This is a genomic window from Candidatus Bathyarchaeota archaeon, from assembly GCA_023131225.1.
Taxonomy (GTDB): domain Archaea; phylum Thermoproteota; class Bathyarchaeia; order Bathyarchaeales; family SOJC01; genus JAGLZW01.
On sequence record JAGLZW010000007.1, the window covers coordinates 50,073 to 68,206 of the forward strand.

The window sequence follows — 18,134 nt, forward strand, 5'->3', positions numbered from 1 at the left end:
GTTTCGGGAGATGTCTCCGCGCCGGTGGGGGTTCAAATCCCACATCACTCACCGAAGATTTGTGGTGTGAACATACATGTTCCTTCACTTGTAGATTCAACCATTCTAATAGGTTTTGCATAACTTTTTCTACATGTGTCTAAGCATTTCCCTTCTACTTTTTGATTGTGAAGCTCAAAGCTTCTTGAGGGCAAGCCTCAATGCATCGCCCACATAGTATGCAATCTGTTGAATTTCCGATGTCTTCCAGTTTAGTAATTCCCATTCCACAAGCGTCAAGACACACAGAGCATTTTTTGCATTTGCTTTCATTTAGGCTCATGTTTACCATACTTACCTTGTTGAAAGCTCCGGCGATTGCTCCCATTGGACATAAATAACGGCACCAGAAGCGACTAACCAACAAAGCCAGAATAATTGTCAGAACAAGCGTGAGCATATGAACATAGAAGTATAAGCCAAATCCTGGAAGTCTGCCAAAGAGGAAATATTCACGCAGAGAATATGGTATGGATGCGAAAAGAGAGCCAGATGGGCAAAGCTTACAGAAGATTGTATCCAAAGCAAACCATGCCAAAATGAACGTTAGAAACAAAATTGCATACTTAACAAACCAAAAGTTTCGAGTTTCAACTCCTTTTCTGCGATTTGTAGGACTCAGCACATCATGTAATGTTCCGAAAGGACAAGCCCAACCGCAAAAAGCTCGACCAAAAACTACTCCATAAACTCCAAGAGAGCCGATAGTGAAAAGGGGAAACTGTTGGTATATTATGAAGTTTTGCAGCACACCAATTGGGCAACCAAAAGCAGCAAAGGGGCAACCATAACAATAAAGGAAAGGGCAAACAAAACCTGTTTTAAGAATGCGGATAAATCCTAGATTAGAAACAAGAAAAGAGATAATCTGAATCATTTTTCTCTTGTTCCCAAGCTCCAAGAACAGTTGCCACCTTATCCTAATCCTATACAAGAAGCACAAACATATCTGACTAGCGTCTCTATTAACCAGTAATCATCTATACTCAGCGATATTGTGGCTGCGAAAACAGCTATCAAAAGAAGTTTAGCCTTTAAATTCAATCCAAACCCCATTTTACCATCCTCATTTTCATCACTGATTCAGCAGCATGTCTATTTCATTTGATAACGTTGAAAAATCCGTCAACCCTAAGTACACACTATGGGGAGATATAAAGCCTTCCTTATCAACAATCACGACTGTAGGTGCAGCAGTTATGCTATACTTTTCTGACACACCTGAAGTATCTCTGGTAAGAACCCAGCTTATCTCATAGTTTAACAGGCTATACTGGTTTGGTCCTGTTTTGAATTCTCTAAGACGATCGACAGTATCAAAATTTGGATCAATGCTTATTGAGATTATTACGACGTCATCACCACTATAGGTCTTTTGAATCCTCTCTAACTCTAAAAGTTCGTCGTCGCAGTATGAGCATCTAATATAAAAAAAATCCAGCACCACAACTTTCCCTATGAAGGCTTCAAGAGAAACGGTGTTCCCATCTATGTCCGTCAACGCGAAAAGCGGAGCCTTTTCCTTACTAATAGTAGAGTTGTTAGTTGATGCTGACTGCGTATGTTGCCATGCGCTGTAAATCCCTATGATCAACAAAAACATGAATGCTATGCCCAAGATCTTCCCCTTTGGCCAACCTTTACTCTTTTTCAGCCGTCTTTCTCTTCTCAAACGCTCGGCTTCTAATGATCTACGATTCTTTGCAGCTAGTCGACGTCTTTTTTCCTTTAAACTTTCCTTCTCTTTCTTCTTTGTTGTCATTTTTACGGCTTCAATTCACCATAGAGATGGCGTTTTTAAAAAGGGTTACTCAATTTTCTTGTTTAATGTTTATTCTTATTATATTCAAGCTTGTACGAGTCTATCTTCATTTTGTAGTCTCCAATGAGAAACTAATCCACATTTACCTTTATGAAAATCCATGCCCGTTGCTGTTTGCATTGCATGCGCTCATGTCGTGCTCAGCAAGTAGGTGTCCTAGATAGAAAAAAGGCGTGGTTTATGGAGCTTCTTTAACTTTCCATATACGCACATGCATGTAGTTCCAGTAGGGGTCAATTGCGCCTCTGTACAGGGTTAATGCGTCAACTGTACAATCTGTAATAACCAAACCAAGCTCAAAGTCTTCTATCAATCCAAACGCGTCAGTTCTCACTACTATGAAATCTCCGTCGCCATAGGGGGCTGAATACCCCGCTAATACGTATCCTCCATCCATTGTCTGAACCAGTGATTGTGCACAAGGATGATTGGCACTCTCATATGTTCGTGCCCACTGCATCCACCCGGTTGCATTTGCCTTGACCAAGAAAAATCTAAATCCTTCATCAAAGGACCATGCACTACCCGCTAATGCATAGCCATCATCTTCGGTTTGAACCATGGAATACGCTGTTGAGGCCTCATCTGCACCTAAGTATAACGAATGCCATTCATAGCCTCCGGTCACGTTTGTTTTGCACAGCAAGGCAGTAGACGAGGTACTCGTAAAGCCCGTTGAACCTGCTATTGCGTATCCCTCATCACTAGTCTGAACTACGCATGTTGCTATGCCACACCAAAACGCGTAATCGAATGTTTGGTTCCACTGCATGTTTCCATCAGCATCTGTCTTTACCAGCCACCAAGAAGGATACCAAGCACCAGCTCCAGCCCACACTGTTGTCTCGCCTGCTATTGCATATCCTCCATCGCTCGTCTGAACCAAAGACTTCGCGGTATCACCATCTGGTCCGCCATAGGTTTTGTTCCACTTCATGTTTCCATCAGCATTTGTTCTTATTAGCCAGAAGTCGTTGTTTCCAGCGCCGAAAGAGGAAGTGATACCTGCTATTGCGTATCCTCCATTGCTTGTCTGAACCACGGAGTACGCTTCTTCACGTTGAGGCCCTGTGAACCATCGGATCCATCCTAATGCCTGAGCACTGCCCGTTCCACCATAGTGTTTTCGGTGGGATTCGTCGTCTAAGGTTGTTTTTCCCCAGACTTGCACAACTAGGTTCGTGCTATTCAAGTCGTGGGTTACGTTGAAGTGTTGCCCAGCCTTGTCAGTGATGTCAAACCATCCGCTATCATATGCTAAAGCAGCTTTGGCGTCAAATGATTCTCCTAAAGCACCGTACATACTGGCTATCCACACAATGTCAAAGATGTCAATATCTCCATCATCATCAAAGTCACACCAAGGATCATAATCACCTACTCCAGCAATTGAGACGCTCGTTGTTGTCCTTATTAAGAACATAGAAGATAGAAGCACAGTCGCTAGAAAGATCTCTACCAATGTTGAATGCGCTATTTTCATAATCTATATTACCTCCTATTCTCTTCCTTTCTCTTTGTTACAACAATCTTAAAAGATCAATAAAAACCCTAATAGAATAAACTTCCATTGCATACGTGCTGGAGTATTCTTTAAAATTGACTCTCAGAATCGATATAGATTTCCAACGCTATTCCACACGAAAGCCTCAGGTAACGCCTCTGCAATAGCAAGTATTCCTCTCCAACCAGTGCAATGCGACGGCACCACTATTGAAGGCTTTAGTTGTTTCAGCTCTTCAACCGTAGGATCAATCCTTGATTCGCATTCTTTCCCAGCTAGATGAAAGCCACCCATGACCGCATAAATCTTGGTCGCTCCCGTAATTTGCTGCGCGTAAAGCACAGTATTGATTATTCCCGCGTGAGCGCATCCAGATATTACAACTAAACCCTTATGTTTAACATTCAGCACGACTGCTCGATCGTCTCTTACCCATGGATCGGGGTGCCATTTGCCATCAATCAAAACTCGTTGTCTGGGAAAGCCTTTTTCAAAGCTGGTTGTGCGGGGGATTTCACCTGTAATAAGAATTGTGTCGCCAGCGAGAAGATAGGGTTGACTGGTCTTAACATATTCAGCAGGTTTCACTTGCTCAGCGCTGGGAAATTCCGGGTGTTTTCTTACGGTTCCGTTGGAATAAGCCGTACCTCTTATTTTGAACATATCTTCATGTATGATGATTGGTACAGCTTTTCCAATAACTCGTGAGACGGCTATTAACCCGCCACAGTGGTCATAATGTCCATGGGATAAAACAATAGAACCTACTTCACTGAAATTCAAACCCATTCGCTTTGCATTAGTTACAACTCCTTCAGGACTAAGTCCGGCGTCAAATAAAACGCTGTATAAGCCTTCATCATTGTGAACACGAATCAGCATCGATAAACCGTGTTCAGCCAAAGGAAGACGGAAATGCTTTGCAACCCATTTTTCGCCTTTACGTTCTTTTACCCACCTCTGAACCTGTTGAACCTCTTCCTTGTGAACTGTTGATATAAAATCTAGTGAATTATCCATTAGACTTATTATCTCTGTTCTTTGAGTCTCTTTAAGCTCAACATCTTGATTGGTCAATTTTTCGATGCCTCTAGTCATATCTTGGGATTATGTGTTTAAGAGTTGTTTGTTCTGCAAAGCTTCAGTATCTGCCTTTTTGCCTTCTCAGGGTCATCGCTGACTTCAACTTCTAGACCTTGGTCTCTTAGGGCTTCTAGAAGTTCTATAAGAGGTGAGGGTTCAAGGCCTGCTTTTCTGAGCACTTCGGGTTTTTGGAACAGTTCCAGTGGTGTTCCTCGAAATATGATGGCGCCATCAGCGATTACATAAACAATGTCGGCGATGCGTGGTATTACGTTGACTTCGTGGGTTGTTATAGCTATGGCCATACCACGTTCTTTATTTAGTCTGTTAAGGAGCTCTATCGTTTCTATCTGCGATTTCCGATCAAGTCCAGTCAAAGCTTCATCTAATATCAGAAGCTTAGGATGAGTTACAACCGCCCCAGCTATAGCCACTTTCTTCTTCTCTCCACCACTTAGATAGTGTGGTACTCGATTTGCAAGATGCTGAATATTGATTTCTCGGATTACCTCGTCAACCATGATTTTCACATCATCTGCACTGTGGCCATAATTCAATGGAGAAAAGGCAATGTCATCCCACACGGTAGGGCCAATTATTTGTTCATCTACGTTTTGAAATACCATTGCTACTTTGCCATGAAGAGATTTCGTTGGAGGTTCTCCAAAAACTTCAACTTCTCCTTCTGTTGGTTTAAGTATTCCTAAAATATGTAGAAGCATAGTTGTTTTCCCAGAACCGTTTGCTCCTAGGATTGCAACTTTTTCACTCTCATGGATGACAAATGATAAACCGCAAATAGCAACTTCTGTGGAATCAGCATACCTATGCCTAATGCAATTCACTTTGACGATTTCTTTCACATGTAAATCCCCCAAGCCTTGAAAAACATGGGAACAGCTACAGTTGCAAAAATGCAAAGTACAAATACAACGGGCAGCAAATCTTGTTTGCTGAATTTTTTCCACAGCTTTCCATGATACGATATTCTTCCGCTGTACCCTCGCGTTTTCATAGCTGCATACATGTTTTCACTTGTCTCAAATGATGTAACGAAAAGCATGCCTATGAATTTCGCAAGGTTAGCGATTTTTGTTTTCCAGCTACCTATCAGTCCTCCCCGAGCTTTCATTATCGTAAATCTTTTTGCGGTTTGGTCCATGAATAAAAAGAAAAAACGATAGGTAAGGAATGCTGTATTCCCGAGAGTCTTGGAAGGAATGCTTAAGATAGAGAACAATTCTGGATAGGGTGTAGTGCTGATTAAGAAAAGCATGATTAGAGCAGCGTTTATGGCTTTGAACAAGGTTACTACGGGAAGGACAAGTGAGTAAGGTAGTTGGCTCAATGCAAATAGAGAGGCAAAGAAAGCTGGGTATAACGCCCAATTGATTAGTCTATGTATGGGTAATTTTGCTATTGCGATGAACATTAAAATTACGAAAAATCCAGTTATTAATGATAAAGCCGAGTCGGCAAATATGGTTATGCCCAGCGCTAACATGGCACTTACGAGTTTGCTCAATGTTGAAGCTTTATGCATAGGGCTGCTCAAGTTATTAGCATAGTGATCTATGAGATATATTGTGGCGCTTATGCGCATCACCCCGGAATGAGAGTTGGTTTCACTTTCTTTATATATACTAGTATAAGCGACGTTACTGCAGCTTCTATAACAGCGCCAACTATGGCAATGGGAATCATGAGTGCCGCAAAGATAACTATTGACATTTGAGCTTCTTCAGTATCATGAGCGGCATGATGAATTGCTTCTGCTGGATTGATTCCCGAAGCAGCAACTATACCTATGACAAGAATCGTAGAAAGCGCTAATGCAATGAATGTGGATACTCCACCAGACATCGTAACTCGCCAGCTTTTTCGCACAAATGCTTTTTGCAGTACTGCAAACATGTAGAAACCTATTAGGGACTCAAACCACGTGACTATCGTGTTAAGACCGACTATTGTTATCCCTCCATGACCAAAAGTAGCCAACATCAAATTTGTGATAAAGTTAGAAATGAGTGCCCACCATGGTCCAAGGATTATCCCTGCCAAAACAGTAAGGTTAATGTGATATGGAACTCCGAGAGGAATAGACATTGCTACAAGCATTATGGCCGCCATAGCTGCTGCGTAAATTCCACGCTTTTCTTCTCCACGCACTTTTTTGATGGCTACAGATAGAAGAATGATCACAGCGATGTATCCTAGAACCCATAGCCAGAAAGGGAGAACACCGTCTGGAACATGTATATGCATTCTCTCACCTAATCCTCTAATTAAAGATTTTAAGAATAAATTTTGTCCTGTTGCAAACGTAGGCCAAAGCCTGTCTAAAACGTGGAATTTTTCGCAAGGTTTTTCAGAGTCTTTCGCTTGTCAGTTGAGAAAGGTAGAGTCCTTTGGCAAAAACATTCCAGCGAACGAGGAGTCTACTTCAACAAGCTTTCCCGTTCCACACCTTAGACAGAAACCTAAAAATTTTATTTTTCTCAAACATCTTCGCCGCATTCGGCGACGGGCTCACCATCTACCTTCTTCCCTTATTCATAAGAAACTTGGGTGCAACACCTGAGAACGTTGGTTTTCTGTACTCCATCTTGACAATAGCATCTGCATTAACAATAATTCCTGGAGGTTATCTGGCAGATAAATACGATCGAAAGAAGATTTTAGTACTAGCTTGGGCAATATGGGTGCCCGTACCGCTCTTATTTGCGTTTGCAACAAATTGGACACAACTTCCCCCAGCAATGTTTCTCTATGGAATCTTATTCTCAGGACCAGCTTCAAGCGCTTACATTGTAGGACGTGCGCAGAAAAGCAAGATGGCATCAACATTCACACTGCTTGTTTCAGCCTGGGGTATAGGTTACACGTTTGCACCCGCGGTAGCGGGTTATTTGGCTGAGACAGCTGGGATGCAGATGGTTTTCTTTCTCTCAACCATATTTTACTTCATCACTATGGTTGCAACTTCACGAATTAGCAGCCAACTTCCAAGAAAGACCGAGTCTACTGTTGAGATTGGAATAACCACCTCTGGCACAGTAACTTTCAATCGTTGGAGAATATTCTTTCTTTCTGCACTCTTTGCAGCTGTAATATTCTTTCTTTCTCTCGTATTTCCCTTGGTGCCACAGTTTCTAGAAGACGTGTACAAATACAATGCTGTTCAGATCGGAATTTTAGGTTCATTTACTTACTTTGGAGGGTCCACCTTGTCGCTACTTGTGGGAAAAATCGGTGACAAATATGGAAAGACAGCATCGATTTCTCTTTCGATGATTTTTGTAGCCTTTGCGTTAAGCATCTTCATTTCAGTGAACAACTTCGCTACCCTTATGATTGCTATGTTTCTACGTGGCGCATCTTTTCCCATGTGGGCTTTCATTGGTGCTACCGTGGGGGCTATCGCTCCGCCTGACTCGCGAGCTAGATGGATTTCAGTTGTTCAGACAACGACTCAGGTTGTGAGTATCTCAGCGCCTTATGTAGGTGGCATATTATATACTAGCTCGCCGCAAACGCCTTTTTTAATAACTATTGCAGCCTCTCTACTGCTCGCTTTCTTAGCCCAGATTAAACCATTCAAAGAATAATGTCTTGCTACGCAGTGTACACTATAGAGAAAAGAGGAAACTCAAACTATCTGTGAAAATCAAGTTTACATGTGAAATCACTGAGCTGTCGCTGTCGAGAACGCCTTAGATATCTTTTGCAGCTCCCTAGTGACCGATGATAGGAATCTAATCCTATCTTCGATTCTTTGCCTGTAAGCATCCGAGAGTTGCTTGAACTTCGGCATCACATCTTTGATAACACTGATCATAAGATCACGATTCGCCTCTTCACTCAAGTCCTTTAATTCCATTTTCCCATCCCCATGTAAAATTATGAGATGGCCAGTGGGATCTATGTTTGCCTGAACCACATTCCCCATTCCTTCCGGAAGCGCTGTTGGGGAAATCGACATCGTTGCTGCGAGTGGTTGCATAAGTTTTGACAATGATTCGAAGAATACCGCTACGAGCCTTTTCTCTTCAGAAGTTAATTCGCAGATTTGACCAATATCATCTTGTACACTTTTTAATGAATCAAGGAGTTCCTGAAGGGATATTTGAACCTGCTTAGTCTTCTTCTGTTCTTCTTGGAACGGTAATTGTGCTATTTCTTGTGGTGGACTACCTTCTTGACTCATAAGGAGCATTTCCTTACTTAGCTTCTCACGGGTAGATTGCTAAAAGCCCTTGTATGTTGCGTCTATTTACATACACTAATTATTTAAGAGATCTCAAACTGAACGCGTTTAAGGTATGTTGTTCAAAGTTTGAGATAAGAATAGCGTATCGCAAGTCGTAGTACGTAATATTTATATCCCTTCCGCCATCTCTCTATACCATTGAGGCGAAGCTGTTTTGGGTTATGGACACCAAGGTCTAAGAAAGGCAGAGGAAACTAGCCGAATTCAAAGAGTTACTTCTATTCGACGGGACAACTACAAAATAACAGTGTCCATAAACAGAGAACGCTCCATGTCCCAGTCTCCCCTTTACCACAAATATGAAATCCAAAAATATGACCTTCATCCCAACTATAGCTTTGCTCATCTTGCTGACATGATTCCTAAGAACACTCCTGAATACATTGACAGTGGACAACGCTACGTGGAACGCATCGTCCGTGCACTCTACTACTTCAAACAATGCTCTCTCATAGGACCATCGGGAACTGGAAAAACTCACATCGTTTATCTAGTGGCAGAACTCTGCGGATTGCCAGTTTGGGAAGTCAACTGCGGCCTTCAAACATCTTCATATGACTTAATTGGGCGCTTTATTGGCCTTGGAAAAGAGAACTGGATCGACGGGATGGTTACTAGATGGCTAAGAGCGGGGGGAATAATGTACCTCGACGAGGCCAACATGATGAAGCAAGATGTTGCTACACGGCTTAATCCAGTTCTTGACACTCGAGGTCATCTTGTGCTGAACGAGAAAGACAACGAAGTTGTGGACAGACACAAATATGGATACTTAATCATCAGCATGAACCCTTATTCAGCAGAGTTTGCAGGAACCAAACCGTTGAACGCGGCTATGAGAAGACGCTTGGCTGTATGGATAAACTTCGGCTATACAAGCGTTGGCGACAAAATTTCACCTCTCGAAGTAAATATGCTTCTGAAACGCTCTAAAATTAGCGAAGATATGGCTTATAAAATCGTTCAAGTTGGCGCCGAGTTACGTAGACAATACAAGGCAGGAGACGTCCCTTACGGACCATCTCTAGGTGATCTGATAAACTGGGCTACTCTCATTTACGACGGCAACACTCCTAATGTAGCTGCTGAAGAAACCATAATTGCATTGACCAGTGATAATACTGAAGTGCAAGACGATATTAGAAGAGTCATCGAATCAGTTTTTCCTAAACCAAAATGATTTAGAATCATATCCCAACATGCGGTAATCTACATGGGATTCCTCGATTATGCCTGGGACGTCTCCCTTCAAAAAGATAACAAGAAAACAAGAATCAACTTAGACTCAAAACTTCAGCAACCAACTCTCACTTGGGATGACGCTGGCTTCAACATAGCTTTGCCCGCACCTTCCATATCAAAAGATGGACACATATCTTTCTTAGGATACGAATTTCAAGAAAACTCTGGAAAAGTCAAAGTTGGAAGATTATTCAGAGCCTGTGTTTCCCATTTGACTGTCCATACTTTACTGCCAATTGACGATGAAAATGCAGTTGCATCAACATCAAAACGCACACTCGTCGAATCTTTCTCCGAAACTCTAGTCCATGATGCTTACGTCAAAGCCTATATTTCAGCTAGGCATCAAGACAAGCTCGTCGACTTGGCTTTCGCAAATTCTTTTGCCTTTACAAAAATGAAGTCTGCTGAAAGAATCTTCAATTCAGCCACTCGAATAATGGCGGCTTTGCTGTCAAAGATTAACATAGGCGTTGTAAAAGGGATGCTTCGTCCAGAAGAAGAAGACACAGTCAACCATATACTTACCCGACTGAGTTCGCTCGAAGAAAAAATTGCTGTATCGTTGGCTGGAAAAGAAGCTAAAATCAGCGAAGCTTTTAACGAAACTGCAAATGACATAACCCAGATTCTCGAATCCCATGGACCTATCTTGGAAGCTCCTTCCCTACCACATACTGAACAAATTGGCCCATGCACTGTGTTCTCTCAACACGAGATACCATATGAGATTAAAATTGAACAAATCTTCAAGAAATCTCTGGAAACTTTAGGAGGAATACATCTGTCCAAAGGACCAATTGAGTCATACTGGAAAAAAGAAACAAACGCAGAGGCTCTGCAAGCTTTCGACTCGTGGGTGCATCAAAAAACTCGAGAACAGAAAATACTGGCGAGAATCGAGAAATACATACTGGGGACAAGATTCAAATCTGCCAGTTTTCCAAATGAAGATTATACTAAATATCTGAGGGCTAGAATTCTTCTTAAGGGGGGGAGTCGACGACTCTTGGACAGTCTTAGAGTTGCCATGGATGCTCTAGACGAAGACCCTAGAAAAGAACATGGACAATTAGACCTCACTGAAGTTATCCAAAAGATTGCAAGCAGGAGTCCGAGGACAGACGTTTTCATGAAGAATGAATATTTGAGCAGAAGTTTTGCTTGGGGAATTCTCTATGACGCAAGTGCAAGCATGAAAATTAAGGGTGAACTTGGTCGAGCACTGGCAATATGCGTTGCGGAAGCTACAAAAGAACTCCTGATGGACCCAAATTCCTGGTCTTTCTTTGCCTTCAGCGATCGTTTCTACATATTAAAGGATTCTTCAGAGGCGTATTCTCGCAGAGTACGCGCAAGAATCGGGGGACTAAAATTCAGTGGCTTAACGTACATGCCTGATGCTATTCAAGTTGCAGGAGAAATCCTTGCGCATAGATTTGACGAGCAAAGATTCTTGATAGTTTTCTCTGATGGATGGCCATACGGTTATCCGAACATATCAAGTGTACTGTCAAAAAGCATCAGCTCACTAGAGAAGAAAGGCGTAATAGTAATCGGAGTTGGCTTGGAAAGCGAAAGAATGAAGAACTTCTTCAAAATAAGTAGCGCTGTCTACAGCCAAAAAGACCTCATAAAGAAATTCTCAAAAATTTACATGAAAGCCTCAGCAGCTGCACTCGAAACCTAGAAGAAATTTACGTTTCTGGAGCCTGCTCCTTTCTATCCCGCTGCGTTAAATTACTTTGTTGAGCTTCTGCAGTAGCTCCAACTTTTTGCTCTTTTATAGGTGTTGTCGTCTCTTCTCGTGGCACCACAGCCGGCTGTGCTGCTGTCCTTTCTTGCGGTGCCGTATTTGTCGGGGGCTGCTGCAAAGTCCTCTCTTCTCTTGGCGCCGCGACTACTGTCTGCATAGTTTTCTCTTCTGTAGCTGTAGTGGCTGCAATACTTGCACTGATCTGTGCAATAGACATTGGCTGTTGACTCGAATGAAGCAAATTTGATGGGGGATAAGGTGCATCAATCAAAGTGGCTAACAAATACATAGACATGAAGACATTTTGGTATACTCTTTGAAACACGAAGGGAATCTGTGTCTCAGGATTTACTTCTAGCATTTTTTTGATTTCTTCATCTTTGCCCTGAAGCATAGCTACCCCGTCCACTTCATACTTCACTATGCTCGGTTTAGTCCCTACTTTTAAGGCAAAAGTCACACTAATCTGCCCAATTCGCCGCTCACTCTCTTCCATTCGCGCATTCACGTCAAAGCTGACTATCTCTCCACTTCCGACGTTCTCTGCCAGTCTAACCCCTAGCAAACTGTGAATTTTTACTCTGACTGCAACAGCTGGCGAACTATTTGACGGGCAAATATTCAATACCCCATTATTCAGTGGATTTTATAGATACTCAGTAAACAATCACCATTGGCCCTCAACAGTTTTTACTTTGTGTGTAAATCTCTGTTACACACAAAGCAACTCGATAATTTAACCTTCTACGTCTCTTTCAGGATAGAAAAATCAGCTATATATTGAAACTTCTTTTCAAATTCTTGGTCTTCCTTGTGGCGGAGAACGATTTTCTCTGGAACACCATTACAAATGTAAATTATGTATATTATGCCTTTGCCAAGTCTGGATTTTTCCAGCTCTATTATAGAGTCCCTTACCTTTTCTAGTCGCCCTATTTTTCCATTAATTTCTTCTATAGCCTCAAAGAGAATCTCAGCTTCACTATGCTCAGATGCGCTGAGAACGATTTCCCTGAACTGAATCCAACCATCAGTTGACGATTTTGTCTTTTTTGATTTGCCTTTCTTTTTTGTTGTCTTAGCTTTTCCTTTCGGTTTCGTCTTTTGTAGTGCCGCCATTTTTTTAGCCCATTCTTTGTTTTCCTGCACAGCTTCTGAATCTCGCAGGAAAGAGCCAAGCCATTGGCTGTATTCTTCTGCCATTAATTTATATTGCTCTATGTCTTCTTCTAGAAATTCGTTTATTTCTTTTATTGAATAGAAACTGCGTATCTCTGTAACAACATTTCCCAACTTCTACACCAAAAACGTAGTTAAGAGTTTCTAGCCCTCCCTTGCTATCACAGGTTTTCTTATTTCTTCATATTGAAGCATTTCAGAGGGTTCTTTCTCGTCTGGCGAGACCGCTTTTTGCAGATTTTTTAGTTCGTGTTTGATTTTCTCTAGGAGGCCAACTCTCTGGCTTATGTTCTTTCGGTAGGTTTTGATTGCCTTTTCAAGCTCTGGAATGATGACCATCATGACTGCCAAGATCGTGTCTGGGGGATAATCTTCCAGAAGTTTCGAGTCCACGTTATCGTCGTTTCTAATTATCGTCAAGTATCCTTCCTTGTTAAATTTGATTTTTCTGGCTCCCCTTAGCTTTGATATGCAATCTGGATGGATGTTAAAGGAAATCTTAAGATTTTTCAGGATTTGAGTTAAAAGACTGCAGAGCTCTTTTATCAGTTTTTTCTCCTCCAAAACGAAATCAGTTAGCTGCGAAGTCTCTTCACTTATTGCTTTCATAAACTCGTTAAACTTGCTCCTAATCTCTTCATGCTTTTCTTTTGTGTCCCTGCTTTCTTCTACCTCTGCTGCTGCTTCGTTTTGTGGTTGGCTTGTATATGGAAAATAAGCATCGTCTTGAGGAAGTGGCTGCCATGGAACATTTTCACTTTGGCTTTCTTGCGATTTCTCTTCCAGTTCTTCTGCCATTCAATCATCACCTATGAACGTGTACAGTTTTCTACAACGTTTTCGTAAAATAAGAGAATTTGTATGTGACAAAGCCTTACACACCAAGAGCTCTTGCCAATAATTCGCTAGAAAGTCCGCTTACTCTCTTTAGATTCAGAAAAATCATAAAAGCAATAGTAAAATGTGGGTGCTTGCAGAGACTGCTTCTTTTGTACATTCATTAAAATAGAATACGAGTATGCCCAAAAAATTCTGTGGGTGTTGTCCACCTTATTTGCCAAAATCGATTTTTCTAAAATTGTTGAAAGGCTTTTGGTGATCGGCCAGACACTCTTTTAGGTAGTCTTTCAATGTCTCGCCAGCAACTACCTCTATGTCGTAGTCTCTGGGATCTATCGAATGTTTATAGTTTCTCGCTGGAATCATGACCTTTCTGAAGCCCCATGCCTCGGCAGCCTTGATTTTCTCGTGAAGTCCGCCTACAGCTGTTACGGGTATTTCTCCATCCACACCGACGTTAATTTCGCCAGTAACGGCGACGTCTTGACGGATTGATTTTCCTTCTATCAAGGAGCAGAGTAGAATGGTCATTGTAACGCCGGCGCTTGGTCCGTCAACGCCGTAAGATTGAGCAAAGTCTATGTGAGTGAAAAAGTCTTGAGCCACGTCTACTCCATATTTTTGTAAAATGACACTTCTGACTTTTGCGACGCTGTCCGTAATAAACCGTTCTTTGCCACCTTTTGCGATTCCAGTTACTTTGTAGTATCCTTTCAGGTGATTATTATTTCCATTGTCACGCTTCTCTAGAAACCCTTTGACGGTCAATACGTTGCCCGTCATTTCACCGCTGTATGGATCAGCAACGACTGCTAGACCGTAAATTCGACCAAGTCTTGCACCTTCGGGTTTAATGTCAAGAAGTTTGCCTCTTTCGCTTATTTGGTGTTCAAGGATCTGCTTCTGAATTGTTTTGCAATGTTTTTCTATAGCTTCCCTCACATATTTTCTGTCAACAACTATGCAACCTTCCCTAATAGCTAAGGTCGCAGCAGTTTTCACTATAGATATCATTGGCCGAAATTTTGTCGTTAATCCGTCTCTTTTGTTGCTTCTTCTACGTCCTTCATCTATAATCTCTTCACATGCTTCTCTGCTGAAAGGTATTAGATGGAAACGTGAAACTTCTTGAGCAACAAATTGAACACATTTCCTTCGATTTTCAACAGTGTTGGGCATGTCGTTGTTCATTCTAACAACCTTGCCGTAGCCGTAGATTCTGTCCATAAGAGCAGGGTGTACATGTCCAATGCTGTCAAAGTTTCCAGCCCCTACCAGAAAGCACATGCATGGCACCGGTTCGGTAGCTACAGCCATCGCCGCGGTATTTCCTTCGTCCCAGCGGCTTCTCAAAGTAATAGATAACTGTCCATCTTCCAGTACAGTTAACAAAGTCACTGTCTGGGACGGATTCAAGTTTTTAATCTCGTCAATGAAGAGGATGCCCGTATGTGCCCGGTGGACATCACCTGCCGACACCCTTTGATGTTCTGGTGTTCCTAAACCGCCAGTCTGCAGCGGGTCCCAAGCGATGCTGCCGAACAACTGTGCCGAACCATGACCTGTTGCGTCAATGAATGGTGCAACTCTCTTGGTGTTGTCCACTATGAGTTTTGGCACTTTAGTAGCCTTAGCTCCCCCAACACCTTTTGCGCCTCCCATCATTCCAAACCGTCCTAAAGCAACTACTAGTATCAGAAACATGAGCATCATGCCGGCTGGCAGGAATGTAGTGGTGCCTATGGAAACGAAGGCGTCCAGTATGTACGTGGCAAAGTTACCTCCATACGCTTCTTGGACTGGTAACCCAAACGCGTTAGCAACATTGGCGTCCCATTGTAGTTTTTGTTGCAACAGATAGTAAAAACCCGCGAACATGAAGATAGATGCCACTCCGATCATCAAATAAATCAGAGCTTTCATTCCCACTTTTTGGAGAAAAAGTTTTTTGGTTTCTTTCAATTTTTGCTTAAAGATTACTTTTTTTCCTTCACCTGCAGGGTGGCAAGAAATTTTTGGTTCGCTGGGAATCAAATTGTTTTGCCAACAAACAACATCTTGAAGATGAATTTTATGCTTTTTATATAACTCAGTTAAATGAACAGCAAGTGCCCTGCCGATAAGAGACTTTCCAGTTCCCGGGTCGCCTAGCAGAAGTAAGTAAGGGCCTGGGGGAGCCGCCTTCGTGGCATTTGGTTTTTCTTTGTCAGGGTCTTTCCACGCGTCATACCATTTTTCTTTCTCAAGATTTTTGAGTTTGTGAACCCATTCGTCAAGGCACAAGTAGCACTCGTTCAAAGCACGTTCTTGTCCGATGACCCAATCAAGAAGGTTGTCGGAGACGGGATAGCCTTCGGTAGATTTGAAGGTTCTCCAGTTCCATTTCTTTCCACGGATCGTTTCTATTTCTTCTCCGAAATAATCCACTATTCTCCCTTCTGAACTTTCACAATGATGCGAGGCGGTCTCATCAGAAAACTATGTCTCTAATCTTAATATACAGCTTATTTTCCACTAATTCATATGTCTCTTTCAAGAATATGTCTGCCAGATTTTGGATGTGTTGTTGATTTCTAATTCATATTGTGAGTTCAGAAGTATAAAATAGAAGTTGAACTCAGAACTCGAACTTACTTCGATTCAGATTTAGAATATTTAAGGATGGTTTGCTCATGGAAACAATTGTAGAAAGCCCCCAAAAAGTTGTTAAACTTTATGACAAAAACACTGGGGTATGGAAATTTGTTAGAAAAGATAAGGGACCAATTAGATCCATAGAACTCATTGAGAATATGTTTCAAAAGCTCGGTCTGTCTAAGAACGAAATCAGAGTCTATGTTTACCTTGCTCGTTTCAGAGAACAAAAAGCAAGTGAGATTTCTGAGGCACTTAGTCTCCACAGAACAGAAACCTACAGAATACTGCGAGACTTGGAAAAGAGAAGCTTAGTATCATCAGTTTTCGAGAAGCCTTTGAAATTCATCGCTACACCTTTCGAACGGGCAATAGATGCTCTTATCGAGGCAAAGAAGCTGAGAATCCAGCGGTTAGAAAGGAAAAAGAAAGACTTGATCAACATATGGCTCTCTCTTCCCCGTCCTGAAGTGAAACAGAACAGAAAGGAAGTCTTCCAGATACTTGAAGGTGAAGAGCAGATTGGTTTCAAGGCAAACGAAATAATCCAAAACGCGCAGGGTGAAATCAACGTCTTTGCCTCTGAAGAAGACCTTGCAAGATTATACCATTCAGGTTTTATGGATAAACTTGAAAGGCTTTCAAAGAAAGACTTCGATGTTAAACTTCTGACATGTAATTCGCCGAAAAGCCGCTTTTTTGTTGAAAAAATAAGGCTGACGAATATGAGGTATGCGCTTTCAGATGTTAAAGATGTTCCCACGTTCATTTTGGTGGATCAAGAGCAGCTTCTCCTTACAATTAGAAAAAATACTGAAAATTATGGCGGAAAAGCGAAGCGGGCGAAAATTGCGGCTTTGTGGACGAATTACGGGGCTTTCGTTAAGGCTTTAGGGAAGCTTTTTTCGGAGTTGTGGAAGGTTGAAGAACCCTTGAAAATCGTTTCTTCATCTTAGAAAACCACATTTTGTCACCGTATTTGAAAGAATAAACGTCGATTTTTATCGTTGCGTTGCGTCTTGTTTCGTTACACACAAACGAACATACTTCGCCGCGACATACTTTTGTATCAATAGTTGTTAGGTGGAAATATTATGAAGCAAGTTTTAAGAAACAGGAAAGGTCTCAGCACAGTTGTTACAACTTTGATTATCCTAGTAGTTTCGGTGCTGCTTGCAACGGTGGTCACCTTCTACGCCATCAACGTAACAACGACCAGGGTTCAAGAAGAGAGTTTGCAACTGTCTAAGCAACATATTTGGCATAACGGTGCAGCTTTTGCAGAAGCAGCTGTTCTCATAATAAACACTGGCGGACGAGACATAGTAATGGACAAGATCACAGTTAGAGGTCAAGAATGCGCATGGAGTACGGTTTTCTACAACAAAACCACAAGCACCATCAACGCTGATCTTCAATATAATTCGACGCTTACGGATGGCGGTAGCATAACTATTGGCACGACACCGTACACATTCTCTGCAGCTAGCGACGATTTGATTTTGAAGTCCGGCTGGACCATGGTAATATACATAGCTAATCCTGACCATGTATCAGTCAGCGACATAGGCGTTACTATTGGCATTACAGTCTTCACTGCCAACGCTCAATACTACAAAGAGTGCAACGTGGAAGCATCAGAATAACAAACCTTCCTTTTTTCATTTTCTTTGAATATATAAAGCAAATACCTGTAGTTTGATCTGTTTGTCAAACTCGAGGATAATGCGCTTTCAGGATGTGTAGTATTGTTCTACACACAAAT

The 18,134-nt window shown here is 41.9% G+C and carries 17 protein-coding genes; 5 read left to right on the top strand and 12 right to left on the bottom strand.

What is annotated here, in order from left to right:
- Nucleotides 1-154 precede the first annotated feature (154 nt).
- From KAU88_01690 to KAU88_01720, 7 genes are all read right to left on the bottom strand, one after another.
- Nucleotides 155-916, bottom strand: coding sequence for a 4Fe-4S binding protein (locus KAU88_01690; protein ID MCK4477223.1), 762 nt, complete (start codon nucleotides 914-916; stop codon nucleotides 155-157).
- 198 nt (nucleotides 917-1,114) lie between these two features.
- Nucleotides 1,115-1,801, bottom strand: coding sequence for a TlpA family protein disulfide reductase (locus KAU88_01695; GenBank protein ID MCK4477224.1), 687 nt, complete (start codon nucleotides 1,799-1,801; stop codon nucleotides 1,115-1,117).
- Between the two features lie 238 nt (nucleotides 1,802-2,039).
- Entirely contained in the window at nucleotides 2,040-3,284 is a 1,245-nt protein-coding gene (locus tag KAU88_01700; protein ID MCK4477225.1) for a hypothetical protein, read from the bottom strand.
- A gap of 183 nt (nucleotides 3,285-3,467) precedes the next feature.
- Nucleotides 3,468-4,442 (bottom strand): MBL fold metallo-hydrolase, encoded by a 975-nt coding sequence (locus tag KAU88_01705; protein MCK4477226.1) that lies wholly within the window; start codon nucleotides 4,440-4,442, stop codon nucleotides 3,468-3,470.
- 38 nt (nucleotides 4,443-4,480) lie between these two features.
- Nucleotides 4,481-5,311, bottom strand: a complete 831-nt coding sequence (locus KAU88_01710; protein ID MCK4477227.1) for an energy-coupling factor ABC transporter ATP-binding protein — start codon at nucleotides 5,309-5,311, stop codon at nucleotides 4,481-4,483.
- Nucleotides 5,308-5,991 carry an energy-coupling factor transporter transmembrane protein EcfT gene (locus tag KAU88_01715; GenBank protein MCK4477228.1) on the bottom strand — a complete coding sequence of 228 codons (684 nt, stop codon included), beginning with the start codon at nucleotides 5,989-5,991 and terminating at the stop codon, nucleotides 5,308-5,310. The genes KAU88_01710 and KAU88_01715 overlap by 4 nt, the downstream gene beginning before the upstream one ends.
- Nucleotides 5,992-6,050: 59 nt before the next feature.
- Nucleotides 6,051-6,713 carry an energy-coupling factor ABC transporter permease gene (locus tag KAU88_01720; GenBank protein ID MCK4477229.1) on the bottom strand — a complete coding sequence of 221 codons (663 nt, stop codon included), beginning with the start codon at nucleotides 6,711-6,713 and terminating at the stop codon, nucleotides 6,051-6,053.
- 143 nt (nucleotides 6,714-6,856) lie between these two features.
- Between KAU88_01720 and KAU88_01725 the strand changes: the two genes are divergently transcribed.
- Nucleotides 6,857-8,056 (top strand): MFS transporter, encoded by a 1,200-nt coding sequence (locus KAU88_01725; protein ID MCK4477230.1) that lies wholly within the window; start codon nucleotides 6,857-6,859, stop codon nucleotides 8,054-8,056.
- A 77-nt stretch (nucleotides 8,057-8,133) separates the two neighbouring features.
- Here the strand turns inward: KAU88_01725 and KAU88_01730 are convergent, their stop codons facing one another.
- Nucleotides 8,134-8,655: a hypothetical protein gene (locus tag KAU88_01730; GenBank protein MCK4477231.1), complete on the bottom strand. Its 522-nt coding sequence runs from the start codon at nucleotides 8,653-8,655 to the stop codon at nucleotides 8,134-8,136.
- A 334-nt stretch (nucleotides 8,656-8,989) separates the two neighbouring features.
- Between KAU88_01730 and KAU88_01735 the strand changes: the two genes are divergently transcribed.
- Entirely contained in the window at nucleotides 8,990-9,898 is a 909-nt protein-coding gene (locus KAU88_01735; GenBank protein ID MCK4477232.1) for an AAA family ATPase, read from the top strand.
- A gap of 33 nt (nucleotides 9,899-9,931) precedes the next feature.
- Complete coding sequence (locus KAU88_01740; GenBank protein MCK4477233.1) at nucleotides 9,932-11,650, top strand: hypothetical protein; 1,719 nt, start codon at nucleotides 9,932-9,934, stop codon at nucleotides 11,648-11,650.
- Nucleotides 11,651-11,657: 7 nt separating this feature from the next.
- On the opposite strand, the gene KAU88_01745 is transcribed toward KAU88_01740, so the two are convergent.
- The 4 genes from KAU88_01745 to KAU88_01760 all read right to left on the bottom strand — a co-directional run bounded on the left by KAU88_01745 (nucleotide 11,658) and on the right by KAU88_01760 (nucleotide 16,162).
- Nucleotides 11,658-12,341, bottom strand: coding sequence for a hypothetical protein (locus KAU88_01745; protein ID MCK4477234.1), 684 nt, complete (start codon nucleotides 12,339-12,341; stop codon nucleotides 11,658-11,660).
- A gap of 119 nt (nucleotides 12,342-12,460) precedes the next feature.
- A complete protein-coding gene (locus tag KAU88_01750) occupies nucleotides 12,461-13,009 on the bottom strand; it encodes a hypothetical protein (GenBank protein ID MCK4477235.1) in 549 nt (182 codons plus the stop codon).
- Nucleotides 13,010-13,039: 30 nt separating this feature from the next.
- Nucleotides 13,040-13,693, bottom strand: a complete 654-nt coding sequence (locus KAU88_01755; GenBank protein MCK4477236.1) for a hypothetical protein — start codon at nucleotides 13,691-13,693, stop codon at nucleotides 13,040-13,042.
- A gap of 252 nt (nucleotides 13,694-13,945) precedes the next feature.
- The gene (locus KAU88_01760; GenBank protein ID MCK4477237.1) at nucleotides 13,946-16,162 is read right to left on the bottom strand and encodes an AAA family ATPase; all 2,217 of its coding nucleotides are present in this window, start codon (nucleotides 16,160-16,162) and stop codon (nucleotides 13,946-13,948) included.
- Between the two features lie 245 nt (nucleotides 16,163-16,407).
- Between KAU88_01760 and KAU88_01765 the strand changes: the two genes are divergently transcribed.
- Nucleotides 16,408-17,325 (top strand): TrmB family transcriptional regulator, encoded by a 918-nt coding sequence (locus tag KAU88_01765; protein MCK4477238.1) that lies wholly within the window; start codon nucleotides 16,408-16,410, stop codon nucleotides 17,323-17,325.
- A 138-nt stretch (nucleotides 17,326-17,463) separates the two neighbouring features.
- Nucleotides 17,464-18,015, top strand: a complete 552-nt coding sequence (locus tag KAU88_01770) for a hypothetical protein (protein MCK4477239.1) — start codon at nucleotides 17,464-17,466, stop codon at nucleotides 18,013-18,015.
- Nucleotides 18,016-18,134: the final 119 nt, after the last annotated feature.